General features: G+C 42.3%; 18 protein-coding genes and 1 pseudogene. 7 read left to right on the plus strand and 12 right to left on the minus strand.

Annotated features, from left to right (window positions below; all coding sequences use genetic code 11):
- The 9 genes from GTK07_RS04465 to GTK07_RS04505 all read right to left on the minus strand — a co-directional run.
- Positions 1-2,704, minus strand: a 2,704-nt coding sequence (locus tag GTK07_RS04465; RefSeq protein WP_163633383.1) for a DUF8202 domain-containing protein, incomplete at its 3' end; no start/stop codon positions are given.
- Between the two features lie 459 nt (positions 2,705-3,163).
- Positions 3,164-5,314 (minus strand): DUF5723 family protein, encoded by a 2,151-nt coding sequence (locus GTK07_RS04470; RefSeq protein WP_163633385.1) that lies wholly within the window; start codon positions 5,312-5,314, stop codon positions 3,164-3,166.
- 633 nt (positions 5,315-5,947) lie between these two features.
- Positions 5,948-6,280 carry a YegP family protein gene (locus tag GTK07_RS04475; RefSeq protein ID WP_163633387.1) on the minus strand — a complete coding sequence of 111 codons (333 nt, stop codon included), beginning with the start codon at positions 6,278-6,280 and terminating at the stop codon, positions 5,948-5,950.
- Between the two features lie 181 nt (positions 6,281-6,461).
- Positions 6,462-7,661, minus strand: coding sequence for a glutamate-5-semialdehyde dehydrogenase (locus tag GTK07_RS04480; RefSeq protein ID WP_163633389.1), 1,200 nt, complete (start codon positions 7,659-7,661; stop codon positions 6,462-6,464).
- 16 nt (positions 7,662-7,677) lie between these two features.
- On the minus strand, positions 7,678-8,448 hold the full coding sequence (proB, locus tag GTK07_RS04485) for a glutamate 5-kinase (protein WP_163633391.1): 771 nt from the start codon (positions 8,446-8,448) through the stop codon (positions 7,678-7,680).
- Positions 8,449-8,452: 4 nt separating this feature from the next.
- Positions 8,453-9,259 (minus strand): pyrroline-5-carboxylate reductase, encoded by an 807-nt coding sequence (gene proC / locus GTK07_RS04490; protein WP_163633392.1) that lies wholly within the window; start codon positions 9,257-9,259, stop codon positions 8,453-8,455.
- 28 nt (positions 9,260-9,287) lie between these two features.
- Entirely contained in the window at positions 9,288-9,479 is a 192-nt protein-coding gene (locus tag GTK07_RS04495) for a hypothetical protein (RefSeq protein ID WP_163633394.1), read from the minus strand.
- 31 nt (positions 9,480-9,510) lie between these two features.
- Positions 9,511-9,708 (minus strand): 30S ribosomal protein S21, encoded by a 198-nt coding sequence (gene rpsU / locus GTK07_RS04500; RefSeq protein WP_163633396.1) that lies wholly within the window; start codon positions 9,706-9,708, stop codon positions 9,511-9,513.
- 9 nt (positions 9,709-9,717) lie between these two features.
- A complete protein-coding gene (locus GTK07_RS04505) occupies positions 9,718-10,161 on the minus strand; it encodes a GNAT family N-acetyltransferase (RefSeq protein WP_163633398.1) in 444 nt (147 codons plus the stop codon).
- A 468-nt stretch (positions 10,162-10,629) separates the two neighbouring features.
- On the opposite strand from GTK07_RS04505, the gene GTK07_RS04510 reads away from it, so the two are divergent.
- The gene (locus GTK07_RS04510) at positions 10,630-12,261 is read left to right on the plus strand and encodes a S41 family peptidase (RefSeq protein ID WP_163633400.1); all 1,632 of its coding nucleotides are present in this window, start codon (positions 10,630-10,632) and stop codon (positions 12,259-12,261) included.
- Positions 12,262-12,309: 48 nt separating this feature from the next.
- Here the strand turns inward: GTK07_RS04510 and GTK07_RS04515 are convergent, their stop codons facing one another.
- Positions 12,310-13,023 (minus strand): hypothetical protein, encoded by a 714-nt coding sequence (locus GTK07_RS04515; protein WP_163633402.1) that lies wholly within the window; start codon positions 13,021-13,023, stop codon positions 12,310-12,312.
- A gap of 381 nt (positions 13,024-13,404) precedes the next feature.
- Between GTK07_RS04515 and GTK07_RS04520 the strand changes: the two genes are divergently transcribed.
- The 3 genes from GTK07_RS04520 to GTK07_RS04530 all read left to right on the plus strand — a co-directional run bounded on the left by GTK07_RS04520 (position 13,405) and on the right by GTK07_RS04530 (position 16,281).
- Positions 13,405-13,578, plus strand: a complete 174-nt coding sequence (locus GTK07_RS04520) for a hypothetical protein (protein ID WP_163633404.1) — start codon at positions 13,405-13,407, stop codon at positions 13,576-13,578.
- A gap of 79 nt (positions 13,579-13,657) precedes the next feature.
- A complete protein-coding gene (locus GTK07_RS04525) occupies positions 13,658-15,601 on the plus strand; it encodes a tetratricopeptide repeat-containing sensor histidine kinase (RefSeq protein WP_163633406.1) in 1,944 nt (647 codons plus the stop codon).
- Positions 15,602-15,615: 14 nt separating this feature from the next.
- Positions 15,616-16,281, plus strand: coding sequence for a DNA-binding response regulator (locus GTK07_RS04530; protein ID WP_163633408.1), 666 nt, complete (start codon positions 15,616-15,618; stop codon positions 16,279-16,281).
- Between the two features lie 341 nt (positions 16,282-16,622).
- On the opposite strand, the gene GTK07_RS04535 is transcribed toward GTK07_RS04530, so the two are convergent.
- Positions 16,623-17,432 (minus strand): endonuclease/exonuclease/phosphatase family protein, encoded by an 810-nt coding sequence (locus GTK07_RS04535; protein ID WP_163633410.1) that lies wholly within the window; start codon positions 17,430-17,432, stop codon positions 16,623-16,625.
- 194 nt (positions 17,433-17,626) lie between these two features.
- Here GTK07_RS04535 and GTK07_RS04540 point away from each other — a divergent pair, with 194 nt between their 5' ends.
- From GTK07_RS04540 to GTK07_RS04550, 3 genes are all read left to right on the plus strand, one after another.
- Positions 17,627-18,532: an ATP-binding cassette domain-containing protein gene (locus tag GTK07_RS04540; RefSeq protein ID WP_163633412.1), complete on the plus strand. Its 906-nt coding sequence runs from the start codon at positions 17,627-17,629 to the stop codon at positions 18,530-18,532.
- A 2-nt stretch (positions 18,533-18,534) separates the two neighbouring features.
- A complete protein-coding gene (locus tag GTK07_RS04545; protein WP_163633414.1) occupies positions 18,535-19,320 on the plus strand; it encodes an ABC transporter permease in 786 nt (261 codons plus the stop codon).
- A gap of 203 nt (positions 19,321-19,523) precedes the next feature.
- Positions 19,524-20,762: a site-specific integrase gene (locus tag GTK07_RS04550; protein WP_235932436.1), complete on the plus strand. Its 1,239-nt coding sequence runs from the start codon at positions 19,524-19,526 to the stop codon at positions 20,760-20,762.
- A gap of 30 nt (positions 20,763-20,792) precedes the next feature.
- On the opposite strand, the pseudogene GTK07_RS04555 reads toward GTK07_RS04550, so the two are convergent.
- Positions 20,793-21,247: pseudogene (locus GTK07_RS04555) on the minus strand (hypothetical protein); the annotation flags it as partial.

Raw genomic sequence — 21,247 nt, forward strand, 5'->3', positions numbered from 1 at the left:
CGTTGGGCGCGTCGAAATAGTTGCCGTTGGCCAGTGCGGGCAGGATGTAGGAGTCACAGCTCTCGACATCGGCCGGTGCGTCGGCCAGTGGGGTGTTGTTGATCGTCACGGTAACAATGGCGGAATCGGCAGAGCATCCTCCAATGGCCGCGAAGGAATAAGTGAAATGGTAAGTTCCTGCTGCAAGACCAGAAAAGTCAACCTTTGCAGGGTCTGATAAGTCAACACCAGAAAGGTCGTCATCGCTCCAAATACCACCACCATTTGGGGTTCCATTGAGAGCGCCCTCGAGATTGGTACCTACCCCACTACCAACACAAAGTTCCAAAGAGCCGTTAAGCCCTGCTTGAGGTTGGGATGTAATGTTGACGGTAACGATGGCAGAATCCGCAGAGCACCCACCGATAGGAGGGAAACTGTATGTGAAATGGTAGGTTCCTGCTGTGATGGATGAGAAATCCACATTTGTTGGGTCCAAAAGGATTGCACCTGAGGAGTCATCATCAGTCCATATTCCTCCAGTATCTGCTGTTGGTCCAAGTGCGGCGAATAGGTCAGTGTTGGCTCCTCCAGTTTCACAAAAATCTATCGAACTATCAACGCCAGCTTCAAGTTGATTGGTAATATCAATGAAAAAGCTTTCTTCTGCAAAGCAATTAGGAACACTTCCCGTTTCATCATATATATATAATGTGATATCCGAAGAGATCACTTGATCTGGGACATATTGATTACCTCCTCCTGCGGGTCCTCCTGGAAGGTCATAATAAGCTTGATTGCCGCTTAGGCTTGTACCTGTTATGATAGGTAATTTAAAGGAATCACAGGCTGTTTGGTCCGGAATATCATCAATAGTAGGTGTAGTATATATTAAAATTTGCTGCTGAACATCTGTAAAGTTGCCTGAAGTGTCCGTAATCCTATAGGTTCGAGTGATAGTTTCGGGGTTTGTATTTCCGTCACTGACTTGCCCAATATAGGTCACCGTATCCACGGCACAATTATCATCTTCATCAATGACAACCGATATATCCGTATCGGGTGCGCTATCACAAACAACAATGGTGGCCGGATTACTCGCCGTTGGGGGAACAGTATCCCCAAAACCAACCGTGAAAACGTCCCTGTGATCAAAATTGACCCCATCAAAATAGGCAAATCCCAGAGCATCTACACTTGTGGCATCTATCATGGTGATGGGACCGGTGGTAAAGTCGCCATCTTCATCCGTATCGATCATCAATTTTAAGGCACAATCGCCATGGGCCAAAATATCCGATCCATTGAGGTTGATGCGAACACTTACCCCGCTAATGGGGCTAAGGCCTGCAGATTGGTTCATTTGAACCCGCCATTCCCTTTCAATCCTACTGGTTATGCCCAAAGGAAGTTCAGTTAAAATTTCATTGATGTTGCCGCGATCACTCCCCCAAAGCAGAAAATTGTGTAAGTACGATTCTAGACCACTTTTATCAATGATGGTCCGATTGTCATCCAAATTATCCGTAGTGAAATTGGTGTTGGTGGACATGGTGACTATAGCCTCGGGGTTTTCACTTTTGGAGATGCGTTGATGCAGATTAAAACGCAGCTTTAAATCATCATAACTGGTGGAATTGTCACCTCCATCCATGTCTTTATATCTGTCCGCTCCAATGCCTCCAATATCAAATTTATAAGTGGCTTCTGCTTGCCAGATAACGGTTCCATCCGCTGCTAGGTAGTTATAGTTGGTGTTTCCGACTTCGCTACCCAAACCAGGGCCATTGGAAAGTGTAATACCATATTTGACGGCCAGATAACTTTCTGCCACCTGAATTGCCGTCGCTGGGATGGGCCCATCAAACAGTAAGACTTCGGCAATTTCGCCTGTAAGATTACGATTGGGGTCATTACTGTTGAAATGTTTTCCCAATCGGTTAAAAAAGAAGAGATCGTTGTCTGCGATGGTTTGTCCTCTTGCTGTAGAGATATCAGGAATACCATTGACATGTGTCAACAAACGTTCCTCATCCACTCCGATGGTTCTTTGAAAGGTACCAATGGTTGGTTTGGCCAAAAGATCTATTGAGCCACTTTGAAAGTAACCGCCAGAATCCCCAAACCAAGTTCTTCCAACTGAAAATCGGTTGCCATTGGAAACTCCCAAGGATAAATTGGTGGTCCATTGATCGGGGAAGGAATTGATATGGTGCATGTCCACGTCCCCACCAAATAACAAACGTTGTGTTTCTGCTGTATTGCCCGCACCTTGTGCCTTGAATACAATGAATACGGTAATCTCTTTTCTGGAATCCGATTTAAAATGGAGCGCCTGACCATTTCCACTATTTGCATTACCATCAAATTCGACCACAGGATTGAAATTCATGGCATTTAGGTTTAAAGTGGGAACACCGGGGACAGAACCTGTTGGATTCAAGTACTTTGGAAATGCACCACCTGAATTCGGATAGGGATAGTCAAAACCACTTGGGAAGGCAAGAGGATAATTGAATGGGTCAGCGGGATGCGGAATGGCATCTTGTGCCACGTAGTCTACAAAATCATACCATATTGATACAGGACCTGCAGTAGGCAATGGATCAAACAACCATAAATCAGTATTGGGTGGGCCTGGGAGCGGAGGTAGATTCACTGCCCTATCCGCGGTAAACCAAGTATCCAGTTGCTGGGCTTGAAGGGTATTGCTTTGGGTTAGCAAGATTATTGCAATTGAGCATTGTACGATCCTTATGACAAAAGAAGAGGCTACCCAACAGGGATGTCCTTTTTCTACCATTGATCGATTGAAAAGAAAGTAGTGTAAAAGTTTAATCATAGCAGTTAAGTTTTGAAGGTTTCTTGCATGAGGTTTGGGCAAGAAATAGATTTGGTAAGTATAAAATAAGGGACTATCCAGATACCCCATGTGGATGGATTAACCTATGATGGTTTAGAATTGATGGAATAAGGAAATGGATTTATGAAGCTTTAAAAGATTTGATTATTAAGCTATTATGATTGTAGGCTTTTACTTACCATTATTAATTTGAAACTAATCATCAAAAAACAAGAGGGCCGCCAAGAATTCCTGGCGGCCCAACCATTGCTGTAGTTGAAGAAGACACGAGATACACCAAACCTTGTGCTCTATACCGATAAATGAACTAAAACAGCATGGTTATTTTATCAGATTGATTTCTACGCGACGGTTCTGTTTTCTTCCCAAACTTGTGGTGTTTGAAGCAATGGGCCTTTCTTCCCCGTAACCGATAGCGGTCAACCTAGTTCCAGAAATACCTTCATTGATCAAGAAGTCCCTTACCGAATTGGCCCTAGCCTCTGAAAGCTTTTGATTGCTCTCGTTACTGCCCACACTGTCCGTATGGCCTTCCACCGTGAATTTGGCATTTGGGTATTCGTTCAGGATCTGGATGATATCCACCATTACCTTAACCGATTCTGGTTTAATGGTTGCTTTTCCGGTATCGAACAGGATGGTCTTGGCATATGCATTCAATTGTTTTTGAACGGCTATGGTTACCTCGGGGCAACCTTTGTTACTGACTGGACCTGCAATGGTAGGACAATCGTCATCAATGTCCACCAAAGTGTCTCCATCGGTATCTGGGCATCCCTTATTTTCTTTGCTCCCCGGTTGGTTTGGGCAACGATCGTTTTGATCGATGATACCGTCGCCATCTGCATCGGGGCATCCATTGAATTCCTTGAGGCCTGGGGTATTTGGACAGTCATCGTCCTTATCGAGAACGCCATCGCCGTCAGAATCCTTCCAAGGACAGCCCTTGTTTTCTTTTGGTCCCGCTTCGTTTGGACAATCATCGTCCTTGTCCAAAATACCATCACTATCGGAATCCTTCCAGGGGCATCCATTGTTTTCAACTGGACCGGGCGTTTCCGGACATCCATCTACATCATCCTTAAGTCCGTCCCCATCTTTATCTTTTAGCTTGTTTTGGTAGATAGGTACTTTGATTCCCGCATAGGCATCCAAGGATTTGGACGAATTCCCGAACAATGCGGTCAAGGCAGAACCCGAACCCACATAAAATGGTCCGGCCCTTAAGCCAACACCCCATCGGAACCCTACCTGTTGCATCAAACTGATCGGGGAATACACACTGATCCAAGCGGTTTCCAATCTTGGGGTCAAGGCAATCTCACTGCGGATGTGGTTGGAATTGATCTTATGCTTGCCCTGTAGGTTGACATCGGAGTTCAGGTTCAAATAAAATTTGGATCCTACATGGTAGTCCACATTGGCGTGCAAGGCAGTCGGCAACCCTGTATCCGCAGATTCATGAGTGGGGCCAGTGGTGTCAAAATTGTTACTGAGCCCATCCTCCAAGTCCATGCCGTCAAAATCATCAATGCTTTGGGTCTTGTTCAAATTATAGGTGTCCTCTTCCCCTTTTTTGTTGTTGATCTTTCCGATATCGGTAATGGATACCCCGAATTTCAACTTGTATTTGTTGACCCCTTTGTTTAAGTACGTGTTTCCGGCACCATCGGTAAGTTTGTAATCTTGGTGATCGGGTCTCCATTCGTACACAACACCCAAATCTCCTCCGAATCCGGTGGATCTTCCGAAAGTGAAAAAATCACTCAATCCATCACCTTCGCTGCCCGAAGCATCGTTACCATAGGTAAGCTCTCCCGTTGTCGTGACATCCCTTGTTGCGGAATCGTAATCCACAGTAACATCCGTACCCCTAATATAAGCATGGTGGATTCCCGAAAGGTATTTTAGGGTTGCCCCACCTTTTAAGAAATGTTCCCCGCCATCAAAAAGGACTCGGGCATATGAAGCACCGATCTCTGTCCAAAGGTTGATTTCCCCGGAGACATCCCCCTCATTGATAAAAAAGTCCTCGTCTTCATTGAAGCCCCCTTCCTTATCTATGGACGCACCGTTGATGTCGTCCACATTAAGTAAAAGTCTGGCCCGTGTGTATAAAGCCACAGCACTTTTTTCGGTTAGGTTGAACATGACCGAAGGTCCAAGGATATCGAGATTGGAAGCCAAAAAGTTGTTCGTTTTGGGAGTTGTCCTGGCTTCATCAAAGGTCTTTCCGAAATCTTTAAAGGCATCACTCATGTTCAATCCCAAATAGTTGTTTCCAAAAAAGGCGCTGGCACCGATCAGGTTGATATCCAGTTTTAATCTTGAATCGGCAATGTTGGCCGGATTGGAGAGGATGCCGTGGACACCACTGTAATTGTCGGTGAGCAGGCCCTCATAAGATTGTGCTTTGAGCAGGTGTATTGAAAGAAATAGCACGATGCCCAACAAGGTATGTTTTGATAGCATGGTTAAAATTGTTTTTGACCTAATAATTAGGCTTGGGTTATTGAAAAGCTTAAAATCGGGCCAAAGAGAGTATAAATAAAGGGAGTTGCCTGGGGCAAATAAATAGAATGGCTTTTTGAATTGATGAATGGAGCAATTGGATTCATCTGGAATTTTACAATTCCTGTTTTGATGTTATTTTACTGGGAAGATGATCGTTGATTGGTCCAAATAGGAGGGGATGAAGGGACATGTAGCATATGGGTGGAGCAAAGATTCCTATCCAAATAAAAACCATTACAACCAAGGAATTTGATTCAAATTCCTTGGCGTAACGGAAACCTCAACTAAACTAAACACTTTTATGACCAACAGTCTCAAAAAGTGCATTGCTATATGTGCATGCGTTAAAGATTGATCTTGCTTTCTCAACGAGCTTTAACGCGTAATTGCAAGACAAACATATAATCAAAAAATGGGATGGTATTCGGTGGATTAATGAATGACCCATTTGAACCAATGAATGACCTATTTGGTTTGGTGACTTATTTTGAAGTTGTTCGGGATGGGAACGATTTCTTGGTGCCCACTAAAAAAATGGGTATAAAAAAACAGCCTGTTTAGGCTGTTTAGTTGTGTTTTTTTGTTTTTGGGTTAAGCAGAAATATCCTCTGTGGAAGCACCAGGGGCATTTTTCTTAACTGAAGCGATACCATTTTCCATGGCCGCAGTGCTGGAATACATTTCACTGGCTCCGATAACTTGGCCATTGGATGCTTTAAGGTTAAAATAAGGGCTTCCATCCTTTGCGGTCTTTCTCTCAAACCTTGCATCGTCCTGGGAGTTCTTTTTTACCGATTCAATGCCATTTTCACAGGCAGATTTGGTGGTATATGCTTCACTGCTCAAAATAACCTGACCATTCCCGGCCTTCAAATTAAACCTGAACTGACCAGATTTATCCGTTTTGATTTCAAATTTTCCCATACTTTATTTGTTTTGAATAATAAATCTAGATAATTTCTTAAAAAATGACCAGTAAAAGTTAGGAAAATTGCCAATAAGACAAGTCCTGGAACGTTTTTATGTGAATGAAAGCTCCATCACGACATTTTTAGACAAAAAAGGAGGCATTATGCCTCCTTTCATATTTTTATGCCAATCCATGCTAGACCCTAATTTGTCCATCCCCAAATACATAGTATTTGTTGGTGACCAATTGCTTTAGTCCAAGAGGTCCGCGGTGGTGCAATTTGTCCGTACTGATGGCCAGCTCGGCCCCAACACCCATTTGTCCGCCATCGGTAAAGCGGGTGGATGCATTTTGGTACACCGCCGCACAGTCCACATTTTCCATAAAGGTTTGCGCCACACTGTTGTTTTGGGTCATAATGGTGGCCGAATGTCCACCTGAATTTTCATTTATTCTTTGGATGGCCTCGTCCAAAGTGTCCACGGCGCCGATCACACATTTCATGGCCAGGAATTCTTCCTTCCATACGCTCTGATCGGAAATGACCTCCTCATCTTTCAAGGTTTCCTTCACCTTGCCATCTACCAATATGGATACTCCCTTGTTGGAAAGTAGCTGTTTCAGTTCGTTGAGTTTTCCTTTGTAATCTTCAATTCTAGTATCTATCAAGACCTTGTCCAGGGCATTACAGGCCGAAATTTTATGGGTCTTGGCATTTACGATCACTTCCAGGCTCTTTTGCCAATCTGCTTCTTTGTGTACGTAAAGGAAATTGTTCCCTCGACCACTGACCAAAACTGCGCATTTGGCGTGTTCCTTCACAAAATTGATGAGCCGCTCCCCACCGCGGGGCACGATCAGATCAAGTTGCTGGTCAGGGTTCTTCAAAAAGGCCTGGGTCTGTTTTCTATCCATTTCCATGAATTGGATAAAATCGGAGGGCAAATCATTCTTAGCCAAGGCCTCGTGCCAAAATTTGACCAAAGCCTTATTACTGTGATAGGCCTCCTTACCTCCTTTCAGCAAAATCTTGTTGTTGGCCTTAAAGGCCAATACGGCGGCCTCGATGGTCACATCGGGACGGGATTCGTAAATGATCATGATGGTCCCGAACGGAGCCGTTTTGTTGATGATCTTTAAGCCGTTGTCCAGTTCCCGTGTGGAGATTTCTTTGTTGACGGGATCTTCTTGCCATCTTACTTCCCTTACCGCTTGGATCATTTGGTCTATCTTTTTCTGATTGACCACCAAACGATCATAAAGGGCCTGATCGTCCCGGTCAAAGGCATCCAGGTCCTTTTGGTTGGCTTGGAGCAAAGCTTCCCGATTTTGATCCAGGATGTGCTCCATATCGGCCAATACTTTATTTTTTATATCTGTATTCAATAATTTCATGTTCTTCATTTTAAAGTTAAAGGGAGACTTTGGTCCCCACTTTTTTTCCTTCTACAATATCTATGATCACATTTTCCTTTTTTCCGTTCACAATGTAGGAAGGGATGTTGCTGGCAGCCGCAATTTGGGCATAGTTCAATTTAGATCCCATGCCGCCCCGGCCTTCTCCTTCAGCCTTGTTTCCTTCTTCAATGTATTTCTCCAGATCTTCCTTGGGCTGCACATTTTCGATTACTTTGGAGTTTGCTTTTTCCGGGTGACCGTCGTACAAACCATCAATATCCGTCATCAGGATAAGCTTGTCCGCATTCATCAACTGGGCCAATAAGGTGGCCAGTTCATCATTGTCCGAGAACATGGACATGGCCACGGATACGGCATCGTCCTCATTGGCAACCGGCACCACACCTTCCGACAGCAGACCTTCTATGCAACTGATCATATTGTCGCGGTGCACACCAGGGTTAAAATCCCGTTTGGTGGGCAGCACTTGTGCACATTTCATCCCATAATCACTGAAAATGTTGTAATAATGGCGCATCATCCTTGGTTGTCCGATGGCCGAATATACCTGTCTACGTTGGGTTTTGTCCTTGATTTTGGCTTTTCCCAATACCTCCTTACCGGCAATGACGGATCCAGAGGAGACCAAAATGGTCATGATATCACGCTCATACAATTCAGCTATCTGTTGTACCAAACTGTTGAGCACGGGTCTAACGATTCTATTGTCCTTGTTGGTCATCACGTTCGTTCCCACTTTGATGACCACGAGTTCTTTGTACATGTTTTTAGTATTCTTCGCCGAGTTCCACGGCGCGGTTAAAGGCTGCAAAAGCAGCTTCCTTGATCATTTCGTTTACATTGTTGTCCTGCATGGAATCCAAAGCCGCACGGGTGGTGCCTCCTTTGGAGGCCACACGCTCCATCCATGAGTCGGGGGTAAGGTTGTTTTGGTTGAAGAGTTCCACTGCCCCGGTAAAGGTTTGGCTGACCAGTACTTTGGACACGTTTTCGGAAAAGCCCATCTGCAGGGCGGCTTCCATCATGCTCTGCATAAAATAAAATACGTAGGCGGGGCCGCTGCCGGAGATTCCCGTGGAGGCATCGATGAATTTCTCACTTTTTACACGAAGGGATTTCCCTGTGGTATCCAACAGGCCTTCCACCATAAAAAGTTCCAGTCGGGATACTTCATCCGAAGAAACATAGCTGGTAAGCCCTTTGCCCACTTGGGCAGGTAAATTGGGCATGGCCCGTACCACTTTCTGGATTCCGAGCGCTTCCTGGATATATTTAATGGTGACCCCCGCCATGATGGAGATGAACAACTGTTCGGGGTTTACCAAATGTTTCATGCGTTTGAAAAGATCTTCGGCATGGTAGGGCTTTACGGCCAAAAATATGATGTCTGCCTTGGGAACGCAGTCCTCCAAACGGTCTATGGCATCAAAATGGGCAATTTTGTCCACTTCCTCCATTTTCTCTTTTGATTTGTCCAAAACCATGATGTTCCGCTTTTTCAGCAGTTTGGATCTAGACATACCTGTGGCATAGGTAAGCCCCATGTTACCTGCTCCAATGACTAATACTTTCATTCTTTTTTGTTAAAAGGTTTTTATTGGGTTACGCGGTTATTTTACAATCTTTACAGTCTTTCACCTTACCATAATAGGTTTCCCGGTACTTGTGCAATGTGCGCACAGGTAGCCCGAGGATGTACCTTTTGATGTACGTGACCTGGGTGGTGAGTTCCCCCATTTTGACACTGTAGCGTTTTTCATACTTGGTTTCCCTTTTAATCTTTGAAAGTCTCATTTTGTTGTTGATAATGATAATAGGTTTGTGTTTAACTATTTTCCTGTTCGTTCAGGAATTTTTCCTTGTATTGTGCTTTTTTCTTTGTTTTTCTTTTTTCCACCGATTTTTTGGTGAATTCCTGACGGTCCCGGATCTCGTCCAAGCGCTTGGTGTTCCTATATTTTCTTTTGTAGCGCTTAAGGGCCCGTTCTATACTTTCTCCTGGTTTTACTTCAATTTTTAGCATATATCCTGTTTATCTGTTCAATCTCATTTCCGTATGGGTCTCGTTAAACCCATATGCTTCAAAAAACTGTTTGTTGGGACACTGGTTCTCGCCGGTTATATGAACGGCCACATCCCCTTTGCAATATTGGAGGGTGTATTCCAACAGTTTTTGTTCAATTCCTTGGTTCCTATGGTTTCGGTGCACCACGAAGAACACCAAAAAGTTTTCCGGTATGTAGTCGCCCATGCCCGTTTTGTTTACCACGGCCAGTCCCAGGATTTCTTCCTTTTCTTCCATGGAGAATACGTAACCACCCAAGCCGGGTATGTCCTTGGTGGAATACTGAATGGCTTTTCTTATGGCCTTTTTAGTGGCCTTGCGCCCTTCTTGGTGTTCAAAAAGGAAGTTGGTAAAGCGGTTGGCCTCCATGGTGGAAAGCCTTGTAAAGGCATCGTAGGTTTTGATTACCATGATTTTTTCTTGTACGATAATTCTTGGATTTTAGTTAATGGTCGCAATAGGGACGATATGATAGGGCTGCAAAAGCAAGTTTCGCAACGTCATATCACAAAATTTACCCGGTCGGGGTTGAGTATTTAGAGGGTAGGAGGAATGAATTTATCTGGTTGGTTTCGAAAAACCAGATATTCAAAACTAAGAATCCTGCAATTTCTTCTCTCGTGGAGCTTGATTGTCATCGATGCAAAGATAGGGCAAATGGTCCGTAAATCCCAATTTTACTGGGTTTTATGTTTTTTATAACGTTTGGTGAACCCATTCATAGAATTGAATTACAGACAGTTCTAAAAACGTTCAAACTATTAAAGGAAACTTAAATTTTACAGGTTTTGCGTTAATTGTTCTTAAAGTTAAAGAGGGGGGGTTAATCGGCTGTTAGGAAGATAGTTATATTTAATCCGAACCACTAATCCATTCAACATGACTAAACATCTACTATTTGCATTTTTATTGTTGACATTGCAAGGAATCGCCAAAGCGGAACAGATTCCTGAAACTGAAAAATTGGCCTCAACTGCAAAAATTTGGGGCTTTCTGAAATACTATCATCCACAGGTGGCCGATGGAAAATTTGATTGGGACAACCAACTTCTTGAAATTTTACCAAAGGTAAAGGCAGCCGATAGTAAGGAGGCATTATCAAAAATCTATTTGAATTGGATTGCCGGACTTGGAGAAATACCTATTTGTAAAAAATGTACCAAGGATACTGATCAAGAATATTTTGATAAGAACTTTGACCTTTCATGGTTGTATGATGACAAAGTTTTTACCCCAGAATTATGCGATAAACTTAAGTTTATTGAGCAAAACAGATTTCAAGGGAAGCAACATTATGTACATGCTCCCTACAAACAAGTGGGCAACGTTGCCTTAAAAAATGAGCCGGAATATAAGAATCTGGATTGGTCCAATCCAGATATGAGGTTGTTGATTGCTTTCAAATATTGGAATTATGTGGAATACTTCTTTCCCTATAAATACCAAACGGATCAGCCGTGGGACACGGTGTTGTTGGAAACCATTCCAAAATTAGAAACTGCCCGTTCTGAGCAGGATTTCCATGATGCCTTATTACAAATGATTGTTAAAATAAATGATGCCCATGGAGGAATCGCTACCTCACATAACAAGTATTATTATTCCAACATAAAAACCCAATTTATAGGTGAGCAATTGGTGGTTAGGGGATTTTATGACGATTTTTTGGCTCAACAATCGCCTATAAAAAGAGGGGATGTCATTCTTGCAGTGGATGATGTGACCGTAGAAAGTATGATCCAAAACCATATGGACTATGTTTGGGGGTCTAATCCAGCTAGTAAGTTCAGGAATTTGGGATATGAAATCATCCGCTCCACGGAACCATCCACAAAAAAAATAACCTTTCAAAGGGATGGGGAAGTAAAACAGGCTGAGATCGCTTTAATTCCTTATAGTAAACTTGTATCGGAAGAAACGGAAGCATGGAAGGTATTGGCTGGCAATATTGGTTATGTGAATATGGGAAAGCTAACAGGGAAAAATGTTGAGGAAATGATGGATGAATTTAAGGATACCAAAGCGATTGTTTTCGATTGTAGAAATTACCCCAAAGGGGCAATCCACAAATTATCATCCTATCTGTTTGAGGAGCGCTCATTTTACAAGGCGATTCAGCCAGATCTTGATTATCCAGGTCAATTTGTATGGCGAAAAGGTCATCAATATCGGGCTTCAAAAAATTATGAAAAATACAAGGGTAAAGTAATTGTTTTGGTAAATGAAATCACACAAAGTCGAGGGGAGTTTAACGTAATGGCGTTACAATCCGCTGATAATACCATCACCGTTGGTAGTCAGTCAGCCGGAGCTGATGGTGATGTATCAACCTTGAATTTAGGTGGCGGAATAAAAACATCCATTTCAGGAAGAGGAATTTTTTATCCCGATGGTACCGAAACCCAGCGGAAAGGAGTGAAAATTGACGTTGAAGTGCGCCCAACCATTCAAGGGTTACGGGATGGCAGGGATGAGGTGTTGGAAAAAGCACTGGAATTGATCAACAATTGAAAACTTTAAAGCTCCGAATTTCGGGGCTTTTTTAATATCAACGAGTCACTATTGTTCCTGAACAAAAGAGCCCTTCCGATTGATATGGGCAGGAACATAGGTCTCAATAATGTAGGGGGTGATTTTTTTTAGGGTTTCCCCGGTTATGGGATGTAGGCCAGGGGCCGTAAAGAATTCAATTTCCCCATCCTTGTTTTTAGAATACCAGATCATGGGCTTACCATCTTCCGTAAAAAAATCGGAGGCCATGTTGACCTCCACTTTTTTAAGATTATTTAGCCTCGAGGCATCAAGCGGTTCCACTTTGGTGCCAAACTTGGAAAAAGGCTGGGTGGCACAGTCAACCTTTACATAAAGGGAGTCGGCCCAGGCCATGCATTGATTATCGGGAATGTTTCCTTTTCGGTTGGCAAAAGGCCAATTTTGAATCCCAATGTATAGTAAAAGGGTTCCAAACGCAATGGAAACCGTAATGGTGATCCACTTTCTTTCCTTGTTGCCTTTCCTGTTCCTTTTTTGATAATCGGCGTAATTGTCATAACCCAAGTACATGCAGAACAAGTTTACACTGTCAGCATGTGGCGCGCCAAATTTCTTCTGTTTGTTGATATATCGGTCATAAGCCCTTTCAAGGGTTTTTGAACTCAAGTCGCTATGTTCACTAATATGGTTGGATAATGCAAATCTGGTATGGGAAGCGTGTTCTTTTTTCGCTTTCTCAAAAACTTTTAGGACAATCTGTTCTATTCTTTTCTCATCCATTGTATTAAAATACAAATTTTATCAGGACAAATTTTGGACCTGACCCCTCTGTATCCCTTGATATTATTGGTGTCTAATAGAAGTCCAAAACAAGTCGACTCCATGTCTGCCATGTTGATTTCCCTTATGGTTTACTTTGAAGTATAAATGAATTCCGCTATGCCTTGCTAACATAGCCTTTCTAGAAAATTCATTTTTACGGGATTCTGTAAAGCGGGGGTATTTGGCCCGATGGAAAGTAGCCAAATCAACCACTTTCAGTCTCCACTTTCCAAAAAACAAAGGAGTACTCCAAACCCACGGGTGGCTTAAAGGCCATGCAATCGATTCCGGGAATTTCCCGGACGGCCACCCCTTTGTTCAACCCTAAGTTTTTTAAAAATGAAAAAAGTGTACCTGGCCTTATTGGCCGTTATTTTGAATACGTTCCTATTTTCTTGTACCCAAGATGATGTAGCGGACACTGAAACTATGTTTCACACAGTAGCAACAGAAGGGGATGATGGAAATCCGCCCCCACCACCCCCACCACCTCCGCCACCACCAGGTGAGTGAGATGATTAGCTCAGGAATATTTTTAGAAATTAAGCCATACCTTAGGGTGTGGCTTTCTTATTTTTAAAACCTCATGTTTTTGAAAAGGCTTTTCTTTTTTGTCCTATTCGTTTCACTTGCTTCGTGTAGGTTTTCTGGAGACCAAACCAATGCCGCGGCACAGAAAACAAGGGACAGTGTTATATTTTATTACAAAAAATCCCTTAATGATTCACTCTCATGGGCAAACAAAAAAGAGGCCATCAACAAGGCACTTTTCTTTGGAAAAAAGCTAAAGACTGACACACTTACCTTTAATCTGCTGTACCAAAAGTGCCGAATAACCTATTCTTTGGGTGAGTATGACAGTTTATTGATCCAGGATAAAATGCTGTTGGGGCAAGCATCATTATTCAAGGATTTTAGAGCAATTGCACGACAGCACTATTTAATGGGCCTATATTTTGAAGGTGTGGCCTTGGTGCCTGATAGTGCCTTCATTAGATATAACTTATCCAAAAGCTTTTATTTGGAAAGTAAAGACAGTTCTTGGGTGGGCAGGACTTTATTGAGGATGGGCACCATTCAAAAGGATCGAAACGATTTTTTTGGAAGCAAGGTAACGTTGACGGAGGCCTTGCCTTACCTAATGAATCCGAAGGATAGTAGTTTTATGGCCCAAAGTCTCAACTTGCTGGCTACAAATCACAGGAAATTATTTAATTATCCTGATGCTTTACAATATTATAGCGAGGCCATTTCAACTACTAATAGTTATATCGATAAATTGATTTTTAAAAACAACTTAGCGGCTACCTATATAGATAACAACCAATTTGACGAGGCAATTGCATTGTTGCTTTCTATTGTTGATGACACTGTGCTAATTCAAAAACCCATTGAATATGCCCGCGTTTTGGATAACCTTGCCTATGCCCGATGGCTTTCCGGAAAAGAGAAGAGCGAAGAACCCTTTTTGGGTGCTTTGAAAATCCGCAAAACAGAAAATGATAAAAGAGGACGGATTGCCAGCTATACCCATTTGGGGGAGTTCTATTCCCGAGACAAACCACAAGTGGCCAAAGCCTATTTAGATACCGTGATCAAGCTTTCCAAAACTATAAAAATGCCGAGGGCAGAAGTAGATGCATTGAAATTCTTGATGCCCTTGGAACCTACTAATGTACAAATTCGGGACCGGCGTATTTTTTTGCAGGATAGTCTGTATCGGGCAGAAACGAATGTAAAGACCCAATTTGCCAAATACAAGTATGATAACCAGGTAAGTCAGGACAAAAACCTGCGCTTGGAAAAGGAAAATGCCGAAAGGGTCTTGGAAATAATTAGGCAACGGAATCAAAAAATAATCGCTTTTTTAGGGATTGCATTACTCCTAACGGGTATTGGTTTTTTGTACTACATTTTTAAACAGCGTACCAAAAGGATGGTCCAAGAAAACAAAACGGCAAAGTTGGAAGCCACTTTGGAAACGGAAGCCGAAATGTCGAGACGGCTCCATGACGATTTTGGGGCGGGCCTCAACCAAGTTATGCTTATGATACAAAATGATACCGATTCATCCAAGGTTTTGGATAAGTTGGAACAGCTCTATGGTCAAAGTCGCAACTTTTCAAGGGAAATCAACGAAGTGGATACTAGCACCCATTTTAAGGAAGAATTTTTGGAGATGCTCCGTTTCAGGACACCGGAAAATGCAAAGCTTTACCTTTCAGGAATAGCCGAAATAAATTGGGATACGATAACTCCCTGGGTGAAGAAAGTGCTTTACAAAGTCTTGCAGGAACTTATGATAAACATGGCCAAACACAGTAAGGGAACCTTGGTAACCATTGGGTTTGAGGACAGTACCAAAATGCTGGTTGTGGAGTACCTGGACAATGGGGTGGGAGCAAACCAAAAAGAGCTCCACTCCAAGAACGGATTGCGGAATACGGAAAAGCGTATTCAGGCGATTGGCGGAACCATTACATTTGATTCAAGTAAGGGTGAAGGTTTTAGGGCCCGCATCCAAATTCCGAAGTAAAACAGTTACCTACTATGTTCAAAAAAGTTCTGATCGCCGAAGATTTCCAAGATACCAACCAAGGAATCTTGAATACGCTCCGCACCCAATTTAACATTCCGGTTATCCAGGAAGAATTGTATTGTGACAAGGCCTACAATCGCCTTAAAGTGGCCCTGTCCCATCATGAACCCTTCGAATTGCTTATCACCGATTTATTTTTTAAACAGGACCATGTGGACCGCAAACTCACCTCGGGTTTGGAACTCATCAGGGCCGTAAGGGAAATGCAGCCCAATCTTAAGGTGATCATCAATTCCATGGAAGACAATCCTGCAAAGGTGAACACCCTTTTTAAAGAAGAAAACATCAATGCCTATGTTTGTAAAGGTCGCCATGGGATGGCAGAATTGGTAAAAGCCATTCAAGAGGTGTACCATAACCGCACTTTCGTTTCGCCGCATATCAGCCTAAATGTTTCTGACAATGTGTTTGAATTGGATGAATTCGATATCCTGATCCTGAAAGATTTGGCAGACGGTCTTACCAAAAGGGAAATTTCAACCCGGTTAAAGCAACGGAACATTTCCCCAAATAGTGAAAGTACCATTGATAAAAGGGTTGGTAAACTATTTGATGAGTTTGGGGCCAAGAACACCAATCACCTGTTGGCCAAGCTCATCCGGAAGGACAAAATCTGATTACTCTTGGTTAATTATTTGAATAAATGACAATCCCTTACAGATTTCCGTAAGGGATTGTTTTTTTATGGGGTTAGGTTTGGGGGTGGAAAAAAATCATGCTGGAGATTATTAATTTCCAAATAGCGTAACGCCAGTTCTTTTAAATACATTATAAAATATATAGCGACTGATTTCCTAAGCATTTCAACCAATTTCATCAGTCATAGTTTGATTGTTTGCATTTCGGATTTTCATAGGCCTGCTTGCTGAAAAGGTGATGGGGGAGTTCACTGATTTGGTAAGCAAGGCCTTAATCCAAATAAGAAGGTAATCACCAAAAAGGTAATAGGTTGTTTGTTCTATATTTTAAACCTCAAAAATACAGGCAAATGGTCCGATAATTTCCGGGCCTTTTCCAATTCTTCACAAAATCGTACAAAGTCGATGACCCTACCTCCCACTTTGTGGATATCCTTGGAATAAAAAATATTGTCGATGGCGTAGTTGAGGTAATCGGCACGTTCGCAAGTCCATTTTAGGGTTGTTTTCTGGTTGGTGATGGTCGGTTGAAACCCAGATTTTTTCAACGTGTTGAAAACGGGCATTTTTTCATCCACATTGAAATCGCCGGCAATCAATACTGGGGTTTTTAGGGAATCGATGACAAATTTGGAGAGTGCCTTGATTTCGCTTTCCGGGTCTTTGTTATAGGGTCTGGAATGAAAATCGACTACCGTAAACTGTTTTCCATCCATATAAAAGTGCAGCAAAAAAGGTTCCCTGTCAATCAGGGAATCCAATTCGGAAATGAGCCAACCCCTGTTTTTGATCTTGATGCGATGGGTCTTCCAAATAAAGGCGTAACGTTCGGAGACGAACTTGGGACTATTAGTGGGATTGCTGATCACATAGTCCCATTTGGCTCCTTTCCTATTGAGGATGTCCGTAAGCTTGGCTACCGCTTGGGCCCCTCCAAATCCGGCCACAACCTCTTGTATGGCCAAAATATCAACATCCCTTACAATATCCGCAATAGCATTCAACTCCTCATTGTTCTTGGTCTTGCCAAAGTCCCTGATGTTCCAGGAAACCAAACTGATCTCTGATTGTTGGGAAAATGCAATGAAATGAAAAAAGAGTAGAAGGGTTAGGGCTATTCTCTTGAGCATGGGGTTGGTTTTGATCGGCCTCTCTAAAATAGATCAAAATCCTCCAAATGGATTACGGATTTTCGTAATAGATTGGGGTAAGGGCCTCAAAAACTTAAACTTCCGATGAGTTGGGACTTTCAGTTAACTGCCTTATTGATCGTAACAAAGCTTACTAACGATCGTCATCCTTTACAAAGCATAAACCATTCACTATGTCCAGCCTTCAGATCACCAACCTTGTCCATCACTTTTCAGCCAATGACATGGTTCTTGACAATATCAACCTTGAGGTGCCCGAAGGCAGTATCTATGGGTTTTTAGGGCCCAATGGGGCAGGTAAGACCACTACACTGAAACTGATATTGGGGTTGCTGAAAAAGCAGCAGGGAACCATTACCCTTTTCGGGAAACCGTTGGAAAAGAACCATATCGATATCCTAAAACGCGTAGGCTCCCTTATAGAAAGTCCTTCACTATACGGACATCTTACAGCGCATGAAAATTTGAACCTGCTTCAAAAGGTATATCAATGCCCAAAGACAAATATTCAGGAGGTTCTGGATTTGGTGGGCCTGGCCCATACGGGCAAGAAGAAGGCCGGGCAGTTCTCCTTGGGCATGAAGCAACGATTGAGCATAGCCATTGCACTGCTCCATGATCCTTCGTTGCTCATTTTGGACGAGCCTACAAACGGTTTGGATCCCAATGGGATGATAGAGATCCGTGAATTGCTGCTCAAGCTTAATAAGGAAAAAGGAATTACCATTATCATATCAAGCCATCTGTTGGCAGAGATAGAAAGACTGGTGACCCACATCGGTATCATCAACAAGGGAAAACTAATGTTCGAAGGGACTTTGGGTGAACTAAGGGAGAAACAGCAACAATTATTGTCCGTTATCCTTGAAACCGATGACAATGAAAAAGCAACCCGCATCATTGCGGATAATGACCTGACACCCTGTATGGAGGAAGGAAGGATTGTTTTGCCCGCCATTTCCAAAGATACGGTTGCCAAAATCAACCGACAATTGGTGGCAAACGGTCTTGAAGTTTACGAGATCAAGGCCGTCAGGAATGATCTGGAGGCAATTTTTATGGATTTTATCAAAAACTGAATATGAACATTTCTTTCATTCATAGTTTTCAAAGCGAATGGCTAAAGACCAAGAGAAGTCTTGCCTTGTGGATAGTGATCATCGGGGGATTTTTTACACCGGCGATCGTGACGGTCGCAAGAATAATCCAATATAGGACGCTACCTTCAATTTACGCTGCGGATGATTTTTGGAAGTTGCTTTGGCAAAATTCCTGGGAGTCGATGGCGTTGTTTTTATTGCCACTGGGTGCAATCCTTACCACCAGTTTAATAACCCAGATCGAGTACAGGAACAATACATGGAAGCAGTTGCATACCCTTCCATTGAACCTTACGACCATTTTCTTTTCCAAACTGTTTTTGGTTCTTGTCATCATGCTGGGTTTCTTTGTGCTGTTCAATATCGGTATTTATTTGTCGGCCCTTATTCCCTATTGGGTCATTGGTGGGGTACCCTATCCGAAGGCGCCCATACCATTTCAATATTTTTTGGAACAGGACCTAAAATACTTTGTTGACTGTTTGCCCATTGTGGCATTTCAGTACTTGTTAAGTTTGAAGTACAGACATTTTCTTGTTCCTGTGGGTACAGGTTTCATCCTTTGGGTAGGAGCCCTTGCGTCCCTCAGTTGGAAATATGGCTACATTATCCCATATACCTATTGTATGTTCACCTACCTGCAGGGAGGGGTGGTGAACAAAGCGGTGATGCCGACCATCAATATTCACCTGCTGGCATGCGTCTATTTTGTCGGTATAACATTGGTAAGCTACTTATTGTACATGACCAAAAAGGAAAGATTTTGATTTTGCTGAGAAGGCATAAAACAAAAAAGCCCCGAATTTTCGGAGCCTTATGCGGTCTGGACGGGATGCTGCCCTACATTTTTAACACATCATTAACATACATTATTTTACTGATAATCAATTAATTAAATGTATATTGATTTTTATTTTACATCATAAAACACTACTTTTCATGAAAAATGCAGCACGAATGCAGCACGCAAATGTATAATTACAATTTTTATATTTCAGAATCACCAAACAAAAATGGCACCCATAGTATCAAGTTGAGATACTATGAAAATCGTCATGTAAGAATCCAAATCGATACAGGAATTGAAATTGCAATGAAGTATTGGAACAAGGATAAATCGTTTCTTAAAAAATCAAAGGAAGTGGGTTCTGAATTTGTTCAACTTACCCAAATGGACAGTTTGGCCAATCAAATTGTTTCCAGCCATCGAAATCAGGGCAGGCCACTTTCAAAAAAAATGTTCAAAAAACAATTTGAAGAAGGGGAACCGTCCATCAATTCAAAACCTGTCCAAGACTTTTTTACTGAATTCGACCATTATCTGGAAAGCAAAAAGAGCAAGGTGGTCAAAGATGTTATCAAGGATTACAATTCACTTAGAAAACATTTGGAGGGTTTCCAGGAATTTTCGGGAATCATCATCGATTTCAATGCTTTTGATTATCATTTCTACCAAGAATGGACGGATTACCTAGCGTACCATGCGCCATTAAAAAATGGAGGTGTCGGAATGAAGAACAACACCATAGGCAAGTTGGTTAAAAACTTAAAGGCTTTCTTAAACGACCGTATGCGCAGAAACCGTATTAAGCCCATAGATCTTTCGGCATTCAAGGTAGTCCAAGAAGAAGTGGATCACATCTATTTGTCTGATGATGAAATTCAGGCTATTGCAGCCGTTGATTGTAAAGCCGACAAAGAATTGGAGAAAGTAAAAGACTTCTTTGTAATTGGGTGTTTGACAGGGCTTCGATTTTCCGATATTTCGAGGATTCGACCTGAGTATTTGGATGATAATGGGTTTTTGAATATCCGACAAAAGAAGACTTCTGGCCGAATTGTAGTGCCACTTCGTTCCCAGGTCAAGAGTATTTTGGGAAAATATGATGGATATGCCCCTGATATTGATTCATTCACTTTCAACAGGCGCATAAAGGAACTTGGGGATTCGGCCAAGCTGCACCAAAAAGTAGAAATTGAACATAAACGGGGAACAATTAAAGAAGCACAACTTTTGGAGAAATATAAATTGATAAGTTCCCATACCTGTAGGCGTTCTTTTTGCACCAATGCTTACCTAAATGGTATTGATGTGCAACTCATCATGAAGATTTCAGGCCATAAATCAGAAAAGGCTTTCCGTCGTTATCTCAAGATTTCAAATTATGAAGCCGCCCAAAAATTGAAAGAGGCCTGGGGAATTTCATAAAACGAAAACGTGTATGATTGTCAAATAAAATCAAACTTCGTTTTTGAACTTTAGGTTTAGTGAGTACCGGGTGCTTTTGAGTTCACCAGATTTGACTAATATGGATTTGTTGACCAAATCCTTTAAATCACGTGTGGCCGTTGATGCAGATGTTTGGGCTATACGAATATAATTGTCCGCACTAAGCCCTCCTTTAAATCCCTTATATCCTGCTTTAAACATACGTTGGACTACTTTTAGCTGGCGTTCGTTCATCAAACGGGAGTATTGATCAAAGAACCTTGCTTTTTGAATCAAAAAGTCAATGGTTTTGATGGTGTGTTGTTGTGCTGCAAGTATAGTTTCCCCAAAGTATAGTTGGAAACGCCGGACATAGTATACCACCCTCGCCGGGTTAAAGTGACCATAGCTGGCCGGACGAAAGTGACCCACCCTGGCCGGGCCAAAGTGGACCACTTTTAGATTCGATCTATCTGTAAAAAGTC

This window comes from Flagellimonas sediminis (genome assembly GCF_010500845.1).
Taxonomy (GTDB): Bacteria; Bacteroidota; Bacteroidia; order Flavobacteriales; family Flavobacteriaceae; genus Flagellimonas; species Flagellimonas sediminis.